Origin of the sequence: Paenibacillus dendritiformis (assembly GCF_021654795.1) — a bacterium.
In the GTDB taxonomy this organism is placed as follows: domain Bacteria; phylum Bacillota; class Bacilli; order Paenibacillales; family Paenibacillaceae; genus Paenibacillus_B.
This window is the reverse complement of the sequence record NZ_AP025344.1, coordinates 1,493,155-1,515,281: the sequence shown is the minus strand read 5'-3', so window position 1 is coordinate 1,515,281 and position 22,127 is coordinate 1,493,155. Positions and strand designations below refer to the sequence as shown.

The 22,127-nt window shown below is 50.4% G+C and carries 10 protein-coding genes, 1 pseudogene and 1 other annotated feature; of the genes and pseudogenes, 1 reads left to right on the top strand and 10 read right to left on the bottom strand.

Going from position 1 to position 22,127, the window contains the following annotated elements:
* Nucleotides 1-59: 59 nt before the first annotated feature.
* From L6439_RS06580 to L6439_RS06560, 5 genes are all read right to left on the bottom strand, one after another.
* Nucleotides 60-5,072, bottom strand: a complete 5,013-nt coding sequence (locus L6439_RS06580; RefSeq protein WP_213468895.1) for a hypothetical protein — start codon at nucleotides 5,070-5,072, stop codon at nucleotides 60-62.
* A 178-nt stretch (nucleotides 5,073-5,250) separates the two neighbouring features.
* Nucleotides 5,251-6,843, bottom strand: a complete 1,593-nt coding sequence (locus tag L6439_RS06575; protein WP_213468894.1) for a copper amine oxidase N-terminal domain-containing protein — start codon at nucleotides 6,841-6,843, stop codon at nucleotides 5,251-5,253.
* A 169-nt stretch (nucleotides 6,844-7,012) separates the two neighbouring features.
* The gene (locus L6439_RS06570; RefSeq protein WP_213468893.1) at nucleotides 7,013-10,465 is read right to left on the bottom strand and encodes a hypothetical protein; all 3,453 of its coding nucleotides are present in this window, start codon (nucleotides 10,463-10,465) and stop codon (nucleotides 7,013-7,015) included.
* Nucleotides 10,466-10,702: 237 nt separating this feature from the next.
* Nucleotides 10,703-11,143, bottom strand: a complete 441-nt coding sequence (locus L6439_RS06565) for a hypothetical protein (protein ID WP_213468892.1) — start codon at nucleotides 11,141-11,143, stop codon at nucleotides 10,703-10,705.
* 185 nt (nucleotides 11,144-11,328) lie between these two features.
* Nucleotides 11,329-12,120, bottom strand: a complete 792-nt coding sequence (locus L6439_RS06560; RefSeq protein WP_420540586.1) for a Maf family protein — start codon at nucleotides 12,118-12,120, stop codon at nucleotides 11,329-11,331.
* 328 nt (nucleotides 12,121-12,448) lie between these two features.
* Between L6439_RS06560 and L6439_RS06555 the strand changes: the two genes are divergently transcribed.
* The gene (locus L6439_RS06555) at nucleotides 12,449-13,399 is read left to right on the top strand and encodes an aldo/keto reductase family protein (protein WP_168182055.1); all 951 of its coding nucleotides are present in this window, start codon (nucleotides 12,449-12,451) and stop codon (nucleotides 13,397-13,399) included.
* A 129-nt stretch (nucleotides 13,400-13,528) separates the two neighbouring features.
* Here the strand turns inward: L6439_RS06555 and L6439_RS06550 are convergent.
* The 5 genes and pseudogenes from L6439_RS06550 to L6439_RS06530 form a co-directional block, all read right to left on the bottom strand.
* Nucleotides 13,529-13,726: pseudogene (locus tag L6439_RS06550) on the bottom strand (transposase); the annotation flags it as partial.
* 842 nt (nucleotides 13,727-14,568) lie between these two features.
* Nucleotides 14,569-15,900, bottom strand: a complete 1,332-nt coding sequence (locus L6439_RS06545) for an SPOR domain-containing protein (RefSeq protein WP_213468890.1) — start codon at nucleotides 15,898-15,900, stop codon at nucleotides 14,569-14,571.
* Nucleotides 15,901-16,262: 362 nt separating this feature from the next.
* Nucleotides 16,263-17,639, bottom strand: a complete 1,377-nt coding sequence (gene murC, locus L6439_RS06540) for a UDP-N-acetylmuramate--L-alanine ligase (RefSeq protein ID WP_213468889.1) — start codon at nucleotides 17,637-17,639, stop codon at nucleotides 16,263-16,265.
* A 6-nt stretch (nucleotides 17,640-17,645) separates the two neighbouring features.
* Nucleotides 17,646-19,031, bottom strand: a complete 1,386-nt coding sequence (locus L6439_RS06535) for a bifunctional folylpolyglutamate synthase/dihydrofolate synthase (protein ID WP_213468888.1) — start codon at nucleotides 19,029-19,031, stop codon at nucleotides 17,646-17,648.
* Between the two features lie 91 nt (nucleotides 19,032-19,122).
* Nucleotides 19,123-21,792 carry a valine--tRNA ligase gene (locus L6439_RS06530; protein ID WP_420540575.1) on the bottom strand — a complete coding sequence of 890 codons (2,670 nt, stop codon included), beginning with the start codon at nucleotides 21,790-21,792 and terminating at the stop codon, nucleotides 19,123-19,125.
* A gap of 35 nt (nucleotides 21,793-21,827) precedes the next feature.
* Nucleotides 21,828-22,111 (bottom strand) — a binding site (T-box leader).
* Between the last annotated feature and the right edge of the window lie 16 nt (nucleotides 22,112-22,127).

The window sequence follows — 22,127 nt, the reverse complement described above, 5'->3', positions numbered from 1 at the left end:
TTGAACCCCAAATATAAAGAAGGTGCCGATTTCTCGACACCTCCTATTAAGGTGGAGCTTTATTGAACTGTACTGAATGTGTCCATTACAGATGTGTTCCCGACTATGAAGTCAATCGACCGTTTACCGCCAAAGTCGCCCTTGGAACTGTCGAACACCATGCCGACATGACCAACTTTGTAGATCAGCTTCGTATGTCCAGTGAAGCCCTTGCTGAAAAATTGATTCTTGTCGCCAGATACCTCAAGCCCTGGAATCTCCATCGGTATTTTGTCGACATACATATGGCTCGGCAATTCGAAGGTTGTTGTATAGACACGAACAACCAGAGTAGTCGTATCTTCTGCATACCATCCAGAGCCAACTTTCAAATCATTCGAGCCCCTCACTGCATTACCGAGAGTCGCTACGGCTTGCTCAGTAAGCTTATCACCACTGCCGCTCTCGAAGGAATTGAAGATGTTATCGTTACCGAGAATATGCATCCGAGTGAGAGCGTCCTTCAATTCTTGCGGGAGGCTGTCCAAGTTTCGATTGCCATCAACCCCGACCAATTTGCCGCCGCGCACTTCCAAAGTATGTTCCTTGATAGCCTTACTCGACTCAATGACTGTCAGCTTGGCAGATTGACCGCCATACTCCTTATTGTCGATGACCAGTTTACCATTCGCATCGAATGTTACTTGCCACTTACCAGTTGCTTCGTCCTTAGCTGCATACTCGCTCAAGTATGTTTCATTAATGGCATCCGTACTATAAGCCGAGGATGGATTCCAAGCGTTCTTAAGGGCAGAAGAACCGATGTCGAGAGCAAAGGTCTTCAACTCCAATTCGCCCTTCACTTCAAAGTTCGTGGTTATCGCTGACCCCTTATAGATGACCTGCTTACCTCCAGCGTTCAGATTCTTCGCTAAGTCTTTGGCATTCGCATCAGTCGCTGTACTTGCGCCGACTACCTCTGGCTTGACCTCAACATTAACGAATTGCGCTAGATTGTAGCTCACAGGGCGAATTTCTCTCAGCTTATCGCCCGCGGCGAAGGCAACACTTGTGTTTCCTGACGCATCATCATAGGCGTATAGAACCTCTGGGTTCACTTTAAAGGTTTCTTTGCCTTGATTAGCTTGCCAGAACATACCGTTAGCTGAATCGGAAGCATCGGCAATCGCTTTTGGAGCCGAGCTATCTTTCGGAATGTAACGGTTAAAGCGGATGCTTGTTTCATAGTCTGCCGTCAGATACGACGGTGTTGCCGACCCCGACCAAGTATATGGAACATAATAACCACCATACTGCGTTGAAACCCAATTGTATCTCGTCTCGCTGTACGTATAGGAGGAATAAGGGCTTTTTACCCCATATTTAAAATCATGTGACTTCGATACAACTGGCTTATTCTCAGTTACCCCTGTACTTGCAGAAGCGATCCTTCCATCGAACAAACTGAAATTGTTCAACCATGAAGCCAACTTGATGTTGGCTACCGAACTGTTGTCTCGAACAGCTAACAGATCGCCAGCTAAATTGAACGATGCTGCAGGGTTATATACCGAGATGTTCTTAGTTGGTGTATCATTAAACAGTTTCGCTCGGCTTAATGCCCAAGGTGTACTGCTCAAGTCCGGATCGACTAAGCTGAACAATGTGTTTCCAGAAGGACTAAGTTTAGGGTTCGTGAACGTGCTGATCGGTAAAGACAAATTGAACTTCGCTTTGTTGATGCCTTTATCTGAGATGTTATCCCAAAACATCGAAAGTCTCCACTGCGGAACATCATAGTTCGAAGTGATTGGCTCAATTGAATCTTCCTTGGCTTTAACATATAAAGTGAGTTGAGCGTTGGAGTAAGCATCCGAACCTTCATATTTGTTCTCGACAGTAGAAGAAGCTAACGAAGTCGTTCCGCCTAAATACTTATGCAGATCAAGTGGAAGCGGAGTGTCCCATCCAAGCTCGATTTCCCAAAGGTCTGATCCAGACGTCGGAATGGAAACTATCCCCTCTTCTCCAGTTGCTCCTTTCGTAAGCTGACGCTTATTGAGATTTTCTTTGTCCTTCATATCAATTAGTTCAAATTTAGCTCTTTCGTCTGGAAGAATGTCATATGTCTTGCCGCTATGTTCTACAGACATACCCCCTGCGATGAATACATCACTTGCTGACTTCAAATCGCTTAAATACTTCTGGCTTTCTTCTGACCATCCATTGACTGGAACCGTGAACGAATCCTTTGTTGGGTTACCGTTTTTGTCGACTACCGTTACGTTCAACTCAGCTGTAATTGCAGGCTTCTTCGCCGCTTCCCCATCTCCGTAGCCCCAAGGTTGATAACCCCAACCACCGAATCCATTGACCGAAGCGTCCGATGTCATCGGGATTGCCGAACTTACTGGTTTCAACGTTCTGGCGTAGAAGTCTCGGGCATACGTTCTGAACGTATTCGGAAGGTTGCCGTTCTCCTTGTATGGAGATTGGGAACCTTGCTCGGCAGACGTAGCTCCACCTTTCGAGACAGCTTCAAATTCTCGATTTGCTGTTAACCCCTGCAGAACGGAATCCGTCGGACGAGCTTTTTGTCTAGTCCAGAGATACCAATCTGTCGCATCATGCATCGAAATGAAGGCATAGTCACGATCATATGCACTGCGACTATCCTTGACCGAGATGCCGACAACTGTTTGGGCGAAGAAGATCAGTTCTTTCTTGTCGAACTTGTCACGCATCATTTGTTCGAATGCGATGTAGTCCTCGCCTTTCAAGATGCCATTGGTCTTGATTAGATTCAGATACCCCGAGAACATCAGACTGCCAATGACCTGGGCATCGAACTGCTCTCCTGCATCTTGGCTACCGTGACGGAGAATGTAGGCTTCGATCATCCCTTTCAGGGAATCGCCAATCACCTTCACGTTACCTTCACCGGAAAGAGAACGATTCGAGTCGCTTGGAGCGATATTGTATAGCGTATCGGCAATGATTTGCTCGAAGTAGTTGATATTGCTCGATTTGGCTATGGCTTTGTCGGCGTAATCCAAAGTACGCTTCATCAACTCGGCATGGCTCTGACCTTTAGGGCTATCTGGATAGAGTGGGTTGTTTCCGTAAAGAGTCGATACTCCAGTTCCTCGCTCAAAGGTGATTAAGCCTGAGCCAGCTTTACGGAATAAGTTGTCCGAAGTCTTGCTCGGAGCCATGTAGAACAATAGGTCTTCATAATTGAACTTGAACGGATCTTCGAGATCAGCCTTCTTCGAATCAGGATTCAGAACCCCTTTACCATCCGATTTGACCTTGTTCGGGATGAAACCAAACTGCAAAACGGCGATCCGCTCGGAGGTTTGGAACGTTCCTGCCGCAGTTGATGAATTAGCACCGCCCGATGCAGGTGGAGTACCTCCCACGTTTGCATCCGAAGAAGCTGCGTGAACCCCTGAAGGAGCAAAAAGCGGAGCTACCAATGCAACCGCCAGCATAATACTCAATGCCGAAATCTTAGGTGACGAATTTTTACGCTTTCTGTTGTAGAGAACAAAACATCCTGCCGTTACAGTCAATGACAAAATAAAACCAATTACCAAATAGACTAGGTCATCCCCTGTATGGGGTGTGCTTGCCGAACCGCCGAAAACGACTCCTGCACCTAAAACGACTCTAGTGATCGGGGAGTTGGCGTCGATGGCGACTGTCTCTACTTTACCTGTATCGTTATCCTTAATCATAAACGATTCTCCCGGCGTTACCGCGAATGAGATTGGATTAGTGCCTTTGTATTGCTTGTCCGCAACCTTCTCAACGTTGATGACGGAAAAGTTGAATGGTTTGCCGTCCTTACTGATTTCAAGGAAATGTTTCGGCTTAACGATGCCCCCGATGCCCCCTTTACCATCACTCAGGGTAACAAGGGCATCGGAATTGAGCTTGACCTCCGCATACTTGGATGTGATCGATGCCTTGTATTTGCCGTCTGCGATGCCTTCGATCTCCGTAGTGTCCAGATTCGCAGAGAAAGTACTGGATACCCCATTCGGATCGGAAAGAGCAATATCGAATTCTGACCATGCTTTACTCAGGTCTGTATTGGCATCGGTCGTGAAGTTTACCTTCATAGTGCCGCTGGTTACCTGATTTTCAAATATGATCGGGAAAGTCAGGACGCTCTTCTGCGTGTTGGCTATAACTGTAGAAGGAAGCTCGATTTCGGCTTTGCCATTTGAACCGTCCTTGGCGACCTTACCTTCCGATGAAACGAGGAATTTCCAAGTTAGCTTGTTGCTGTCGAGCCATACCATACCACTGTCATCTGACTTGGCGGTTAAGGTTCCCTTGCCCTCTAATAGCTTGATAATGATTGGTAGCTGCTTCAAGGGCGAGCCTGACTCGGATTGGAGCTGTAGTCCAATCTTTTTCGGGTTAGTCTTAAGGGAAGCCTCGATGGGGCTTAGCTTCGTAGCGGTCAGGTCTTGGAAAACCTTCTCGTCATTTACTCCTTCATAGTAAACGAAAGGCTCAATACCGAACTTGTAGTGAGTGTTTACCTTCACGCTGTAGCCATTAATATTAATCTCATCGATGATACCGTCAGCACTTCTTAGGATTAGTGCGAACTGGTCACCAAGCCTGTAGCCTGGGTGATTGAAGATCAGGCTGTACTTGCCGTTACTGAAGTTCTGGCTGTTACCTACTGCACTGCTAATCAATTTGTTTTCTGCTACATTCCAAAGTTCTAAGTTGAACTCGGGGATGTAGGAGCCTTGATCGGACTCGTAATAAACTACAACATGCAGACCGTCTGTTACTGTTCGGGCTGTGTTGTCGGAAGAGACTGTATTTATAGTCTCTTCGGGTTGTGCGGTCTCATTGGGTTGAGTGGTCTGACTGGTTAAATCATTGGGTTCATCTTTGGTCGGGATGGCTTCATTGACTGAATCGCCCCCTTCGGGCTGTGTGCCTCCTTCTGCTTCAATTTCGCTCTGGACAACTTCGTTAGGCTCAACTTCACTCGCAAAGGCTGATGCTGCGAATAGCGAAAGAAGCAGGGCGAGGACTAACATGCTGGAAACTATCCTTCTCATCCTTCATTTCCTCCCTTTTGCTGTTCTGGTTTTGCTCAACTGTTTTGGATGACAGTCTTTTGCTTGTATCTATAAGTTAGATGTCCCGCCAACTCTTGAAATTGGGCTTAGGTCTTGAAAAATCTTCACAAAATTAAAAAGACGATGCCGTGAATGACATCGCCTCATACTGATATTATTATTTACTTATCACTGATCCGAAGGTCGGCTGAGTATGAATACCTCGATCTGGATTCTCTTTCAGGAACTTTGAAATATCTGCACTAGTTCCTGCTTTAGTGAACGTGCCTGATACGATTGAATACCAGATTCCATCAATCTCAACATAAGGATCAGCATGATTTGGACTGGAGCCAATCATCGTGTTATAACCCATTGCGTCAAATACTGCAGAAAATACTTGGCTATCGGAATCACAATCTGTCATTCTTGGGGAACGTGCAAGAGCATCAAAAGCAGATCTTGGAGAACCGTCTTTAGGGTCTGGTACCCCTCGTAACAGGTCATAGGCTATTGAAGCTATTGTGTCAACCTTTACAATCTCCTCTTTACTGACTCCTGCCTTAACTAAATCACCAATTGAATTCTCTGCCGCATACAAACCACGGTTTCGGTCAGATCGATCAGACTTATCGCCTGTCCATCTGGCTCCATCGAGGTATTCATAATAGTACTTTTGATAAACGCCTCCAAAACCAGATTCGTCATAGCCTTTTACCGCATTCTCAACAATTTTCATGACTTGATCGTACTCACTCTGATTTCGACTGGCGTATGTGTGTTTGCCGTGCTTTACAGAAATACCGTCAACTGCCTGTTGCTTACCCGAATCAGATACTTTTGAACTTTCAATATAAGCTGTCATTGTTTTCGAGTCCCATTTAACTTCTCCCCCAAGGGCTTCGCTGACAAAACGAAGGGGAACCATTGTCGAGCCATTGATGGTCTCGCCTTTAGCGGCTAACTGGACTGCTTTCCCATTAACATAAGCTGTTGTTTGTCCAATAGTGAGTTTAATGGTCGTATTTCCTTTAGTTGCTGTAGCTGTTTGAGTTGGCTGATCCCATTTCACATCTGCTTTTAACGCTTCAAACACCCCTCTCAAGGGAACAAGAGTATTTCCATTCTTAACGATTGCTGACTGCGGGAAGTTTTGCTTCACACCATCGATAAAGACTGTTACCTCGTCCTTGGCAGCTGAAGCGATCTTTACCTCATTCTTTTGACCAACTGGCGCTAAATTAACATTATTTCGAGTAGACTTCATCCCAAGTATTTCCTGCATTCGATACAATCGTTCAGGAGCATCACTCTCACGAAGGGTAGGTAATCCATCAGCCCCATGAGCCGTAAACACACTTTCAGTTTCGGTAAGAGCAATTTTCAGATGGCTTCTCAATTCCTCATCGCCCTTGAAAATATTCCCGTCAAATAGCCTGTCCTCGATCAAGGTTAATTGATCCATGATCTTGGTCAATCTCTGTATCGTCCAGCCCTCTTCCTTAATCGCTTTAACCGCCATGTTGAGATTTGCTATTAATGTCGCCTCATCTTCGAAATTGACTTGGACTTGTTGCGCGGCGATGGTTGGAGGGATGGAGGGAGTCGATGCTGCATTAACCGAAACCCCTCCTGAAGCTATACTAGCAAGAAATGCTGCGCTTATTATCATACCTTTGATGACAAAGCTAAAAGACCGTTTTGGCTTACTATGTCTGGTGTATACGGTCGATGAATAAATCATGGTTTCCTCATTTGCATAGGGTGGCATTGGTCGTTCCTCCTTTACGCTTATTATTCCCTTGCATGTAATATAAATTAGCTTGGATAACTTGTCCTGAAATTAAATGAATTTTCAATAGCATAAATTAAACAATCATCCATAAGCTCATGTACCGAGTTGTTAAGTCAATTTTAATCAACAAAGTCAAGTTGCCAGTTCAGCGTCTAGTCCGCTTTGTCCCTTGGCGATATCTTGGGTCCCGAGTTTGCTGTTGCTGTTGCCATTGCCACTGACTTTGCCTTTGTTGTTGAATTGGCATTTTCCCTTGAAGATGTTTTGGCACTTGAGTTTGTTTATGTCCTTGGCGATTTCTTAGTTCCTGATAGGCTTTATAACCTGCCAGACCTGCGAAAACGATCCCCCAAGGACCGAGTAAAGTCGCTGCCAACGTTACCCCCTTAAAGGCTAGTGTCCAACCTACCGCACTTCCCATGACTCTTACCGGCTTTGAATCCCAAACACGTTCCATGTAGGAAGAAGATGCAACATTTACCCCAAGACCGAATGCATTTCTCAACTTTTCCGTTAACGTGAATCCGCCGCGACCACGATTGTCATACTCCCTAGCCGTCTCCTCATCTGCAATTAACTCTCCACCGATATACAGCTCACTGAGATGACGGAAATGATCGAATAGCTTGAACCATGACTTTCTCTGACTCCAACCAATTTCGCGTCTTACACGCCCTTCTGCAAGACGGGCATTATCGATTCGCAGACAAACTAAATTCTTGAACCTAAAGATGTTTTTGAAATGGAATAGCTCTACGACATTCCCCTTCTCAACTTGAACTCTTATTGCATAAGGCATGGATTTCAATACTTCTTGTGAGAACCTCGGTCTAAATGCAACATCGTTGATGATAAGACCATTACCAGTGACTTCAAAGCTTTCAATCCTTTTCAAATCTCCAACCATTTGCTTAATCTGCTTCATAAGCATATCTGACATCATTCTGAATGCAGTCATTGATGAAACAGGATTGAGATTATCTCGATTATCAACTTTGAATACTTCAAATGGATTTACCTCGGGATCAACCTGAGCTTCATAAATTGCTGAAAAAGCATTCTGTTCTCTTGGTGAAACGTATGGCTCTTGGATGACGTGATTTTGATATACAGGTCGAGCATTCTTCAATTGCAGGTGGTCATCGGGTAAGTCTCGTCTTTCGGTTAAGATCGTCCCACTAGAGGTTTTCTCGAGTAGGCGATTCTGCTCAACTACGTTGGTCGGGGTTGGGCTCTTTTTAATAGAATCGGCTTCGTAAACATTCAATGCATCATCAAGTACGTCCGATGCGTCATTGTTATTTCCGCTCAATATACGTTCGGTGTAATATTCAAATTCCTTTTGCGAAATAACCCCGAAATTACGAAGGGTTGCATACACAATGTTATTGGGCTTACCTAATGTAACTTCAAATGCATCAAAATAACCTTCAGCCAAAGCCAACCTTACGATTTTGTCCAATTCTTGCATGCCGCTGAGTGAAGAATTTAAGTCTCTGATTGCGTCCAGACGTTCATCCTTCGAAACAAATAAACTCTTAACCAAATCCGTTTTCCCTTTCGGTCCTGCGTAAAATACCCCTTGGCTTAGGATTGGATTCGGATTATCGAAGTTACCATGCTTCTTCTCATAGCCTTGAACCGCTTGATTCTGAGTGACCCCGAAATACTCATAGCGCTCGTCTGCCATCTTACCGAAGATATTGTAGTTATAATTGCTTCGCTCATCACTTGCGATTAGCGTCTTACTCGGATCTTGACCACCTAATAACCAGTGGAAGCCGCTTGTTCTGGTCAACCTTGCTAAAATTAATCCTTTGTAAACACTCTGCGGAATAGCAGGATCGCCTTTGATGCTTGCATACAAAGAATTCAGCTCATCGACCAAAAAGAAGATGCGCGGAAGCCTTGTGATTCCCTTGTAATTGTGATTGCCTTTATTAAACTCGATAATGTCAGAACAGCCTGTCTCCTTTAGAATGACCTGAATAGTTTGATAAACCACTCTGACAAAAAGGATACCCCCGATATAGGCATTGACCTTAAAAGGAATATTCTCGACTACTCTTTCCCCACGCTTAATATCGACCCACTTCAATTCAGCAGAGTTCAGGACTTCTCCATCAAAACCGTAAAACGGTACTCCTAAGCTGTTAAATACCTTCCTCCAAATCGGAACCCATTCTTCCTTTTGGTCGATGAGAACCACAGAGCCGTTTCCTTCAACCCCCTGCAGGGCAACTGATTGCACCAATAAACTGTCATACATTGCGGTTTTACCTGAACCGGCTCCTCCACCTACAATACCGCTCACATTGTATTTTCCTGTACAGTCAAATCGTTCGGCTTTCAAAGCTCCTGGCATGACACCGACAACGATCTTCTCACCTAAAGACAAATCGTCAAATGAAGTAAAGGCGTTCTGTTCGCCCTGACAAGCTCTAATGTAATCCCGCAATGACCAATTGGCGTTTCGGAATGCCAGTAAGTCCTTGGATAAAACCATCTCGATACAGTCATAGGCTGACGTAACTTTCCTCGTTGAGCCTAAGTTACAGACTCTCGGTTGTTTCATTAATGAACTGGAATAGACGGTTCCCGCTGAAGGATTCATGTTACTGAATAATAACGGGATAGCGTCCAATTCGCTGGACTTTCTCGAGAAATCAAAATTGGTGACTCCTACTGGTAACTTTATCAGAACAGTAAATGAAAGATCGTCTTCTTTGATGAATACTCGGAACATCAAATCTTCGTCCAGAGTGTACGTTGCTGCGTTCCAGATATCGACTCCTTTTGGATTAACACCTTTAGACTCCAAAAGGGATTGATTGACCATGTACACTTTATCCTTGAAGCCAAGACTACTAACTGGTGACTCCGAGTAGAACAGCTTGATTAAGCCAATCAGAGTGTCATGAATACCTGTTTTTCCTGCAACAGAAGTCTTATTATCCTTCGGGAAAAAACCCTTTGATGCAAGCTCTCTGATATAGGTTTGCTTGTCTTGTGTAGGTTTAGCTACTCTTTCAGAAACAACCGATGAGTTTCCTGTTCCAACAGTGTTCAAGACTTTCAATACCTCAAGCAAATCTGAAATGACTTCAAAATCACCCTTCTCTACGGAGCGGTGCTCTACTGCAACTGATCCTACAAAGTCGGTGATCGGAAAGACTTCGTTTTCAAAATAAACCGTAGTGTCACAAACTTGTTGGGTAACTCCTTGAAACTGCTTCGTATCGATTGACTTCGCCTTTACTTTATTCTCGATTGCGTTCCAAACAACTAATGACATTGCTACTGTAAGAAGCTCCAGTAAGTATGGGCGATTCTTTGATTGATCTACATTGTCCACCATCTTAACCAAAGTCGGATATAGCTCACATACCAACGCTTTAAACTTACCGTCTTCGTTGTTGAAAGAAAGGATTATATCGTCGGTCATTCCTTTCTTCGCTGCCAGTGGCAGTAATGTCCTTTCTATAAGATGGTGTCGCAATTGACTCGAACTAAGTCCAGTTAAAGCTGCAAAGTCCTGTGCCATTGCCGCTAGAGCGTTCAAACTTAGCTCGGTAGGCGAGGTATGTTCATAATTCATGTCCATAGGATACTCCTCGATCCATTCTGGTTGGCTCAACATTATCCCTCCGTCCTTTTGGTTTGCATTGTTTATAAATGTCACTACTTAATATGTTTTAGGTTTAATTTCAGATGTTGAAGTATCGAGGATTTTCAAGTACCTAAAAATTCTTTTTGAAGAAATACTCACTCGTAGTACGTTAGGTGCAAAAAATAAAGACAGCTTGAGAATTCAAAGCTGCCTTTATCTTGTATTTCAATTCCGACTTTTCGAGAAATCACCGTATCTCAATATTACTTCTTGCTTACTTTTGTAATGATCCATACCCCATATATCTCTACATATGTAGCCAAATCGACTTGAAGGTGAATACCCAATTTGCTCTGAAAATTCAAGTGTCTTTACAGTTCCGCTATTGATTGACTTACGCCTGACCATATTCATTAAAACGTCAGCGACACAAAGATCAGAAGGTTTTATTTCAGAGAGTTCATCGTCTCGAAAGATAATCTGCTTTTTGCCTATAAGTGAAACTCTCCCGCTCTGTTGTGCCCATTGAAATGTATCAATTATTTCTACATAAGGGTTGAACCAAATCAATAATCCTGTTTCGTTAGGAAAGAAAACAATCCCTTCTTCCTCCATATGTGTATAAAGGATTTCTCCTTGGCTCCAGTATCCCGTAATATTTGCCACAACCCTCATTCCTCCAAGTTACGTCTGGTTACCGTTTTTAATACATTAGCTTGAATGAGGTCGACTTGAAAAGAAAAACCTTAAATAAAAAAGGCAAAGCCCCACACATAGTGTGAAGCCTTGTCTTCGCTCGAGAAATACGAAAAAGGTGCTAAATATTTCGAGCACCTTCTGTCGGGTAAACTTTACTTTTCTTGAAATGGACTGATACCAAACTTCAGCAACATCTGGTACAACAGGTTTAAGGGAAGTCCCATAATACTGAAAAAATCACCCTCAATTTTTTCAATAAAAACAGCGCCCAACCCCTGTGCCCCGTAACTTCCTGCCTTATCGAGTGGCTCACCAGTTTTTACATAAGCTTCGATTTCCGCGTCACTCATAGGTCTAAACGTTACTTTACTGACAGTATGTCCCACAATTACCTCTGGCTGTCCGCTTGGCGACTGAGATAATACACGATACTGACCAATGTCTCCAAGGTGCATTGTGGTGTCGTACGCCCCGGCTTTGTCCATCGGCTCTCCCGTCGCGATATACCGGCGGATTCGCTCCGTGCTGCAGGGCTTCATATGTACGACCGTGGCCCGATGGCTCACGGCTGTCCGCCCGTCGGATACCTGGACGAGGGCGACGCCCGTATATACTTCATGAGATCGTCCCTGAAGCGCCGTCAGCGCCCGCTCCGCATCCGCTTCGTTCACCGGCTTGCCGAGCACCGCGCCGTCAAGCACGACGATCGTATCCGAACCGACGACGATGCCGTCCTTCCCTTCGCTGCGCCGCACGCGGGCCACAGCGTCGGCCTTGCGCAAAGCCAATTGTTCGACGATGCGATCAGGCGGCCATCCGGGAGGCACCGTCTCGTCCGCATCACTGGGTTGGACCGAATAAGGAAGGCCCAGAGCGCGAATCAATTCCTGCCTGCGAGGGGAGGATGAAGCCAAAATCAATTCCGGTTGTCGTTGTGTCTGCATTGCCATGTTCATCCGCTCCTCGCCATTTTTTGACACCATTTTTATTATACGCGGAAGTTGACTTTGAAACAAACGCTTTCCTATTCCATTTGGCGCAAAAAATGGCGGGAGTTTGTGGAAATGTTCCAGAAGCGCGCCGGGGCGGTGCAGAGGCCTGCTTTATCCTTATGTTAGACGTGCGGGGCGCCCCAAAGTTACGGAGGAAAATGTTGAGATAAACGCCAAGCGTTCGCATACTTCGGCTTTCCAAACGCATATGACTTCTTTTACAATGGAATAAGGTCTATCTAAGCATGATCATCATAACGGAGTCTAGGAGGTTGGAAGCATGCAGTATCGCAGATTGGGAGCAAGCGGGCTGAAAGTAAGCGAGATCAGTCTCGGAAGCTGGCTCACCTACGGAGGATACGTCGAACGCCAAAACGCGGTTCAGGCGATACAGAGCGCCTATGAACTGGGCGTGAACTTTTTCGATACCGCCAATGTATACGAGCGCGGCGAGGCGGAGAAGGTCGTCGGCGAGACGCTGAAGGCCTATCCGCGCGAATCCTATGTGCTCGCTACGAAAGTATTCGGCCCCATGGGAGACGGCCCCAATGATCGCGGGCTGTCCCGCAAGCACGTTACGGAGCAATGCCACGCAAGCTTGAAGCGGCTCGGGCATGATTATATCGATTTGTATTACTGCCACCGCTTCGACGATCAGACGCCGATGGAAGAAACGCTGCGCGCTCTGGACGATCTCCTGCGCCAAGGCAAAATTTTGTACGTCGGTGTCAGCATGTGGACGGCGGCGCAGATGGCGGAGGCTCTGGCCATTGCCGATCGCTATTTGCTGGACCGAATCGTCGTCAACCAGCCCGTCTACAATCTGTTCGACCGTCATATCGAGAAAGAAATTATTCCGTTCGGGGAACGGAACGGAATTGGACAAGTCGTCTACTCCCCGTTGGCCCAAGGCTTGCTGACCGGAAAATACAGCTCCGCCTCGGCATTCCCGGAAGACAGCCGCGCCTCCAAGCTGGAAGGGATGCGCAAAGGAATTACGCCAGAGCGGATCGATCAGGTCCGGAAGCTCGCAGAGCTGGCCGGGGAGCTGAATATCACGGTCGGGCAGCTGGCCATCGCCTGGATACTTCGCCAGAGCAACGTATCCAGCGCCCTCGTCGGAGCCAGCCGGCCGGAGCAAGTGAAGGAAAATGTCATGGCTTCCGGCACCGCGCTGACCCAGGACGTGCTGACGCGCATCGAGGAAATTATGGCTCCTCCCGTCAACTGATCTTTTGACGAGCTCGCTGTAGAGAAAAAGAAGCCGGCTGATGCCGGCTTTCAGATTGAAGACAAACTCCCGCTTAAGACTGCAGTCGCGGGAGTTCTTTACGTTTTTTATCCATCCGATCTTTCAGAGCCAGGTCGCCATTTTTTTGAGGTTCATCGCAGCAAAAACAAGCATCGCTTTGCAGTAGACGCTCTCTTTACCCGCGTAAAAGGTCGTTCACCGAATATCATGCTGCTCCTTTAAATCGGCAAGCCCCCGCTCTATTGTTTCTTTTCGCTGCGCATATATCCGTTTCTTTTCTTCTGTATGGCGAAGGTGACCCGCCTCGAGAATATCATCATCCGCTGCACCAAGCGATTGGCTGCGCTGCAAACGCTGATTGAGTATCCTCAGCTCGCTGGATGGATTGAACGCAAAATAGGTAACCAATGACTTTTTTTCACCTGCTTCATCAAAGAGGCAGAAGCTGCGTAAATCCCGCCACTCTAGTCACCTGCTCTACCAATGCTGCAGTACTTCCCGTCGCTATAGTCACCTGTTCCGCCAATGCTGCAGTCTCTCCCGTTGCTCTAGTCACCTACCCCACCAATGCTGCAAAAATGCAGCAATTTCATTGAGACGGGGCTGCGAAAATAAGATTGCTGCAAAAATACAGCAATTACCCTACGGCTAGGCATAAATAGCAATCAAAATGGCCAAATAATGTAATTTTGCAGGATTTTCTCGGATTTTAGCCTCTTGAGGTTAAAAATGCTGCGCCTGTGCAGCATTTTCATACGGGGATAGCTTGCTTCATGCCCGGACGATCAAGCTTCAGGCGCAGACCATCTAGTTTCATGCGTGGACCATCAGTTTCATGCGTTGACCATCTAGCTTCATGCGCGGAACATCAGCTTCATGCGCGGACCATCTAGTTTCATGCACAGACCATCTAGTTTCATGCGTGGACCATCTAGCTTCATGCGCGGAACATCAGCTTCATGCGCGGACCATCTAGTTTCATGCACAGACCAGCTTGCCCTAACCTAACCTGTCCTGCCTCCCCCGGCCCCCGCCCTTCCTAAGAAAAAAAGACTGTCGACAGGTCTTTCTCGACAGTCTGGAAGCCGGCTGATGCCGGCTTTTTGCTTTGGTAAGCCTCTACTTTTGTTCTGCCGCACGCCCCGAGGCTACGCCTTCATCGTCTCCAGCCAGGAGCGTTCCGCAGACAAATACTGCATCACCGCTTGCTGAATGCTCCACAGATGCGAGGTGGACGGCTGTTTGTTATACTCATTGACGGCGCTAATCGCCGTGTTCATCGCCTGCACCAGCTTCGTCCAGGCATCGCCGGATTGCTTCGGCTGGCCCTTCTGCACCTTGCTCATGCGCTGGGTCCACTGCAGATGCTGCTCCCGCAGCCGCTCGGTATCTTCCGCGGCGAAGGCCGCGGCTTCGGTTCCCTCCAGATGGGCAACCGATTGCGCCATGAGCCAGCCGATGACCTTGTCGCTGTCTGCGATGAACTGCTCCACATCGGCGGCGTTCCCCTGGAAGGCAAGCTTCGTCAAGGCTGGCCGGCTCATCTCCCGGACATAGAGATCGATCTGCCGGTTCTTCAGCAGTTGGCTCAAGCTCATTGCATCCTCGCGCGCGGAAGCGATAGCCGCATAGACGCGATACTGATCCCCCTGCTCCTCCATCGCCGCCATTCCCTTATCCCGCAGATCGCCTATCGCTGTCTTGGCTCCCTCCGGTTTGTCGAAGACGCCATATTGAAGCATATAGAACGTTTTCTCCGGAATGTTCACGTCAGTGACATAGACGCCAGCCGCTTGCCAAGCCGCTTCCGACTTCTCCCCGTTGCCGGCCGCCGGCTGTGCGGCGGCCGGAATGGCGGCTTGGTCCGCAGGCGGCTTGTCCGCAGCGGTCTGAGCCTTCTTCCCGCCGTCCGTCACCTTCGCCGCTTGCGAGGACAGATCCGGCAGTCCCGCCGTCGGATCCGGAAGTTGCACTTCCCCCTTGAACAGGGAGAGAGCGATGAAGCCGAACACCGCTCCGGTCGCCAGCGCCCCGGCCACGGAAGCGAGCACCTTCCACAGAGACGGCTTGCGGGTGCGGGTATGCACCCCGCTCCATGTCCATTCCCCTTGCTCGCTCATCGATTCGCCCGCTGGATCGGCGATAGAGACCGGAAGGGGATAGCGCTGAGATGACTCCTGGTCCGATTCCCGGATGAAGGTCTCGATTCTTCGTAGTTCGTCCTCCTCTGCGCCGGCCGGGCTTGGACGGTCATCTGCCTCTGCCGAATGCGGACGCCCGTGCGCTTCCGGTTCATCTTCGCTTCCCGGACCGTCCAGCAGCGTCCCTGCCTCTTCGGCAATCTTATCTATCGCGTTGGCCGTCTGCTCGAGGTTCCCCTGCTCCCGGTCATCCCGCTCGTTCCGCTCGTTCCGCTCCCGGCCGGATGCCGTTCCGGATTCGCCGAACCGGAATGTCATTTTGCTGTGCGAACGATTCATTTTGCTACACCTCACCTTGTCCTCTTCTTTACTATGAAATCTATGATAGATTACAAGGCCTTAGAACCTTCCCTGTCTATGAAAATGAAAAAAGGCATATCGCATGCTAGATTCGCCGGGATTCCGCCTTCGGCCAAACCATGCGAGAGCATAGCAGCGAAGGGAGCGGCAGTGAACCTTAAGCAATGTATTGACATCTCTCCGGCACGCCGCGGGTGCGCAGCATCGAATGGGACAGAGACGCATCGCCTGCTGAAGACAGAGATGCTACCGACGCCGCCGGACGCACGAATCATCTGGGCATATCCCCGCAACAAAAAAGGAGGCCATTCCGCCGGAATGGTCTCCTTCTGTCTTTTCAGCTAGATCCGTTCTTTCACAGCCGCACTCAATGCATATGCGGTCTTCCATATATCGCCCGCGCCCATCGTCAGCACCAGATCCCCCGGACGCACAAGCGCCTTCAGCCGCTCCAGCGCGTCGTCCTTGTTCGCGATATATTGAGCCTGCCCATTGCTGTTCTCCCGGATACGGTTCACGAGCGCGGCAGCTGTAACGCCTTCTATCGGCTTCTCTCCTGCCGGCGAATAAATATCGGTCACAATCAGTTCATCCGCCTCCCTGAAGGCGCGGCTGAATTGCTCGAACAGGAAATAGGTCCGCGAATACCGCTGCGGCTGAAAGACAGCCACGAGCCGGCGTCCGGTCGCCTTGGCCGCCGCCAGGGTCGCTTCAATCTCCGTCGGATGATGAGCATAATCATCGATGACCAGAATGCCGCCCTCTTCCCCAATAACTTGAAAGCGGCGCTTCGCGCCGATAAATTCGGTAATGGCACCAGCAGCACTCTCGAAGGAGATTCCCGCCTGCATCGCCACGATCAGCGTTGCCATCGCGTTCAGCACATTGTGCCGGCCCGGTATGGACAGACGGACGCTGCCCAGCGTCTCGCCGCAATGGCGCATCCGGAAAGTCATGCCGCGACCCGCGGCGTAGATCTCGTCCGCCGTATAGTCGGCAGCCTCGTCGATGCCGTAGGTGACCACCCCTTGCCCAAGCTGCGCCGCCATGCTGCGCAGGATCGGATCATCGGCGCACAGCACCGCGATCCCATCCGGATTGCGCTGGGACAGGAACTGAACATACGCCGCCTTGAGCCGTTCGAAATCCCCCTCATAATTCTCCAAATGATCGGCTTCGATATTCGTAATGACGGGGATGTAAGGATGGTAAGCAAGGAACGAGCCATCGCTCTCGTCGGCTTCCGCTACGACGAATTCGCCGCTGCCCGCCCGGGCGTTCGTCCCCAGGTTCGTCACTTCTCCCCCGATAATATAAGTCGGATCGGCCCCGCAGCGCTCCAGCACGAACGCAATCATCGACGATGTCGTCGTCTTGCCGTGCGCCCCGGCGACCGCCACGCCCTTCTTCGCATTCAGCAGCTTCGCCAGCATTTGGGAGCGGTGCAGGACGGGAATCCCCCGGCGCTCCGCCGCGATGCGCTCCACATTGTCGACCGGGCAAGCCGTAGAATATACGGCCATGTCGGCATCGTCAACATACTCGGGATCATGCCCGATATGTACTCTCGCTCCTTGCGCCTGCAGCTTCTCCGTCGCCTCGGATGCGGCCACGTCGGACCCGGAGACGGCGTACCCCATTTGCAGCATGACGCGGGCGATGGCGCTCATCCCATAGCCCCCGATGCCGATAAAATGAATATGTTCCGTCGTCTTCACACGAACTCACCAACCTTTTTCCGATTCGGTCCGATGCAAGACGTACGAGCGAACGTCCGCAATCAGATATAATGTGCCGGTGACCACCGCCAGATCGCCTGGTTCGGTCATCGCCTTGAGCCGTTCTAGGGACTCGCGCCAGTTCGGCTCTACTGCAATCTGTGGGCGGCGCGAGGCTGTTGCCAGCAATTCTTCTGCAATATGACTCAAGTTCTCCGCACTCATCTTCTTGCGGAAATCAGGTTCCGTAAAAATGAGAGTATCCGCTAAAGGAAGTATATGACGAAGCACGTCATGATGATTCTTGGTGGACAGCATCCCCATCATCACATGGAGCCGCTTGTACCGGTACGTGTCCCGCAGCGCCTGAGCCAGCGTCTCGGCCCCTTCCGGATTATGGGCTCCGTCCAGCAGGATGCGGGGTTGCTCGCTTACCATTTCCAGTCTTCCCGGCCAGGCCGCGCTGCGGAGGCCCGCCCGGAGCTCCTCGTCATCCACCCGGAAGGCCATATATTGTCTCAGCACCTCGAGGGTCATGAGCGCCGCGGCGGCATTCTTCATCTGATGCGCGCCGTTCAGCGTAATCGTCAAGTTCCCCAGTTCCCGGAACGGTCCATGGAAATGGAAGGTCTGCTCATTCTCCACGGAATGGAGCGCCTCGTAGCGGAACTGTTCGCCCATCAAGTATAGCGTGGAGCGCCGTTCCGCAGCCGTACGGCGGATGACTTCGATCGCCTCCGGCTGCTCCACCGTGCTGACAATCGGGACGCCGGGCTTGATGATGCCGGCTTTCTCCGACGCCACCTGTTCGATCGTGTCGCCCAAAATATCCATATGATCATGCCCGATATTCGTAATAACCGAGACGATAGGCGTCACGATATTGGTAACGTCCAGCCGGCCGCCCAATCCGGTCTCCAGGACGACAACGTCGGGGAACGCCACCTTCGCATAGTAGCAAATGGCCAGCACCGTCGAGACCTCGAACATCGTCGGGGAGCCGAGCGGCGTCGCCGCGATCTCGTCCACCAGAGGCTTCAATTCATTCGCCAGGCGGAGCAGCGTCTCCTCCGGAATATCTTCATTATTATATTTGAAGCGGTTCGTAAATTTCTCAATGTACGGCGAAGTGAAGGTGCCGACATCGTAACCGTTGGCCATCAGCACGCTGGTCAGCAGCGCGCAGGTAGAGCCTTTGCCGTTCGTTCCGGCCACATGGATGAACTTCAGGCGGCGATGCGGATGGCCGAGCTTCTCCATCATGAGTTCAACCCGCTCCAATCCGGGACGGATGCCAAAAGGAATCAAAGAATTAATCCAGTCAATAGCAGCTTCCGCCGTCGCGAAGGCATCCGTGGCAGCAGACAGGTTCGTTCGTTGGTTGTCCGACATAAGCAATTCATCCTTACCTATGAACTCATCGACGGCCGAACCGTCATGGAGACGGATCCCCGACGGTTCGGCCGTTCAATGGCAATCTCGATTACACTTCTCTCAATTCCGCAATGCGCGCCATCACCTTGTCGCGCTTGCCGCTGTAATCCTGCAGCTTCGCGCGCTCCTCCGCCACGACCTTCTCCGGCGCCTTCGCCATGAAGCCCTCGTTGGCCAGCTTTTTCTCGACGCGCTCCACTTCCTTGTTCAGATGCTCGACTTCTTTCTCCAGCCGCGCGATCTCTTGATCGATGTCGATAAGGCCCGCCAGCGGCAGATACAGCTCGGCTCCCGTCACGACGGCCGTCATCGCCTTGCCTGGGGCGGCCGCATTCAATTCGACGGACAGCTTGGACGTGCCGCAGAAGCGTTCCACGTACTCGAGATTATCATGAATGTTCCGGTCATATTCCGCATTCGCGGGCTTGACGAGCAGTTCGATTTTTTTGCTCATCGGAACGTTCACTTCCGCCCGAATATTCCGCACTGCCCGGATCATATCCATAAGGAGCGACATCTCGCGCACGGCATCCGGCGCTTCGAAAGCGGCGTCGTATTCCGGCCAGGCCGCCAGCGTAATCGTCTCGCCCTCATGCGGCAGATGCTGCCATATCTCCTCGGAGATGAACGGCATGAACGGATGAATCATGCGCAGCGTCCGATCAAGAACGTAGGCCAGCACCGATTGCGTCGTCTTCTTGGCCGCCGCATCGCCGTTATATAGGCTCAGCTTGGCGAATTCGATATACCAGTCGCACAGATCATCCCAGATGAAGTTGTACAGGACGCGGCCGGTCTCCCCGAATTCATACGCATCCATCAGACGCGTAATATCGCGTGCCGTCTCATTCAGGCGGTGGAGAATCCAGCGATCCGCGGTGCCCAGCTTGCCGGACAGATCAATGTCTTCGTATGTGAAGCCTTCCAGGTTCATCAAGGCGAAGCGGGAAGCGTTCCAGATCTTGTTCGCGAAATTGCGCGCCTGCTCCACCCGTTCCCAACGGAAACGCAGATCCTGTCCCGGCGTGCTGCTCGTCGAGATCATGAAGCGCATCGCATCGGCGCCATATTTCTCGATGACTTCCAGCGGATCGACGCCGTTGCCAAGCGACTTCGACATTTTGCGTCCGTCGGCATCCCGCACCAAGCCGTGCATGAGCACATCCTTGAACGGAATCTCGCCCGTGAACTCAAGCGCGGTAAAGATCATGCGGGCCACCCAGAAATAAATGATGTCATAGCCCGTCACCAGCACGCTGGTCGGATAGTACCGCTTCAGATCGTCTGTCTGCTCCGGCCAGCCTAGCGTAGAGAACGGCCACAAGGCCGAGCTGAACCAGGTATCCAGCACATCATCGTCCTGTCTCAGCTTCGCGCTGCCGCAGGAGGAACAGGAAGCGGCATCTTCGAGCGCGACGGTCATATGTCCGCAGTCCTCGCAGTACCATGCCGGAATGCGGTGTCCCCACCAGAGCTGGCGGGAAATGCACCAATCGCGCACATTTTCGATCCACTGGAGATATGTCTTCTCGAAGCGATCCGGAACGAAGCGGACGCCTTGTCCGTTCTTCTGCGCCTCGATAGCGGCCTCGGCCAGGGGCTTCATCTTGACGAACCACTGCGTCGACAAATACGGCTCGACGACCGCGCCCGTCCGCTCGCTGTGCCCGACCTGATGGACATGGTCTTCAATCTTGATGAGCACGCCCTGCGCTTCCAGATCCTTGACAATCTGCTTGCGGCACTCCGCGCGATCCAGTCCTTGGTAAGAGCCTGCCGCCTCATTCATCGTGCCGCTCTCATCCATGACATTAATCTGAGGCAGATCATGACGGAGACCCATCTCGAAGTCGTTCGGGTCATGCGCGGGCGTAATCTTCACGGCGCCGCTGCCGAATTCCTTGTCGACGTAGTCGTCGGCGATAATCGGGATCTCGCGGCCGGCTATCGGCAGCACCAGCATCTTGCCGATCATATGCTTGTAACGCTCGTCCTCCGGATGAACGGCTACCGCGGTGTCGCCGAGCATCGTCTCCGGACGGGTCGTCGCGACCGTAATCGAGCCGCTGCCGTCCTTAAGCGGATACTTCAAATGATAAAGGTGGCCCTGTACTTCCTTATATTCAACCTCGATATCGGACAGCGCCGTGCGGGCTGCCGGATCCCAGTTAATAATGTACTTGCCGCGGTAAATGAGCCCTTTCTCGTACAGCTTCACGAATACTTCCCGGACCGCGCGGGACAGCCCTTCATCGAGCGTGAAGCGCTCGCGGGAATAGTCGAGCGAGAAGCCCATCTTCGCCCATTGCTCGCGAATCGTCTTGGCATAGGCGCCTTTCCACTCCCAGACGCGCTCCAGGAATTTCTCCCGGCCCAGATCATAGCGGGTGAGACCTTCTTCCCGCAGCTTCTGCTCCACCTTCGTCTGCGTCGCGATCCCTGCATGGTCGGAACCGGGCAGCCAGAGGGCATCATAGCCCTGCATCCGCTTGGAGCGGATAATGATATCCTGCAGCGTAAAATCGAGCGCGTGCCCGATATGCAGCATCCCGGTTACGTTCGGCGGCGGGATCACAATCGTGTAAGGTTCGGCATCCGGCCGGCGGCCGGCTTTGAAATATTCGCCCTCCTGCCAATAGGCGTACCATTTCTGTTCCGCCGCCTTCGGATCATACGTGGTCGGCATGGACAATTGTTCCTGACTCTCTGACATAAGCATTCCCTCCGTTATGACAAATAAAAAAACCTTCCGCCGCAAAGGACGAAAGGTTCAACTTCCGTGGTACCACCTTTAATTCCGCCAAGCGTCTCATGATGCGCATGAACGCGGCGGCACTCCACTGCATGTAACGGTTGCGGCCGTCCCCTTCTAGCGCGCGGCGGCACATGTCGAGCACCGGGCTCATACACTACCGTGACGCGTTCAAACGGGCAACTCCCAGGTGACTTCAGCGGGACGCTCCTGCAGGCGTTACACCTCATCGCTCTGCTCTCTGTAAGGGGCCTTGACGCTTACTCTTCCTGTTCGACGTCTTTGCTCCGCGGCATCAGCGA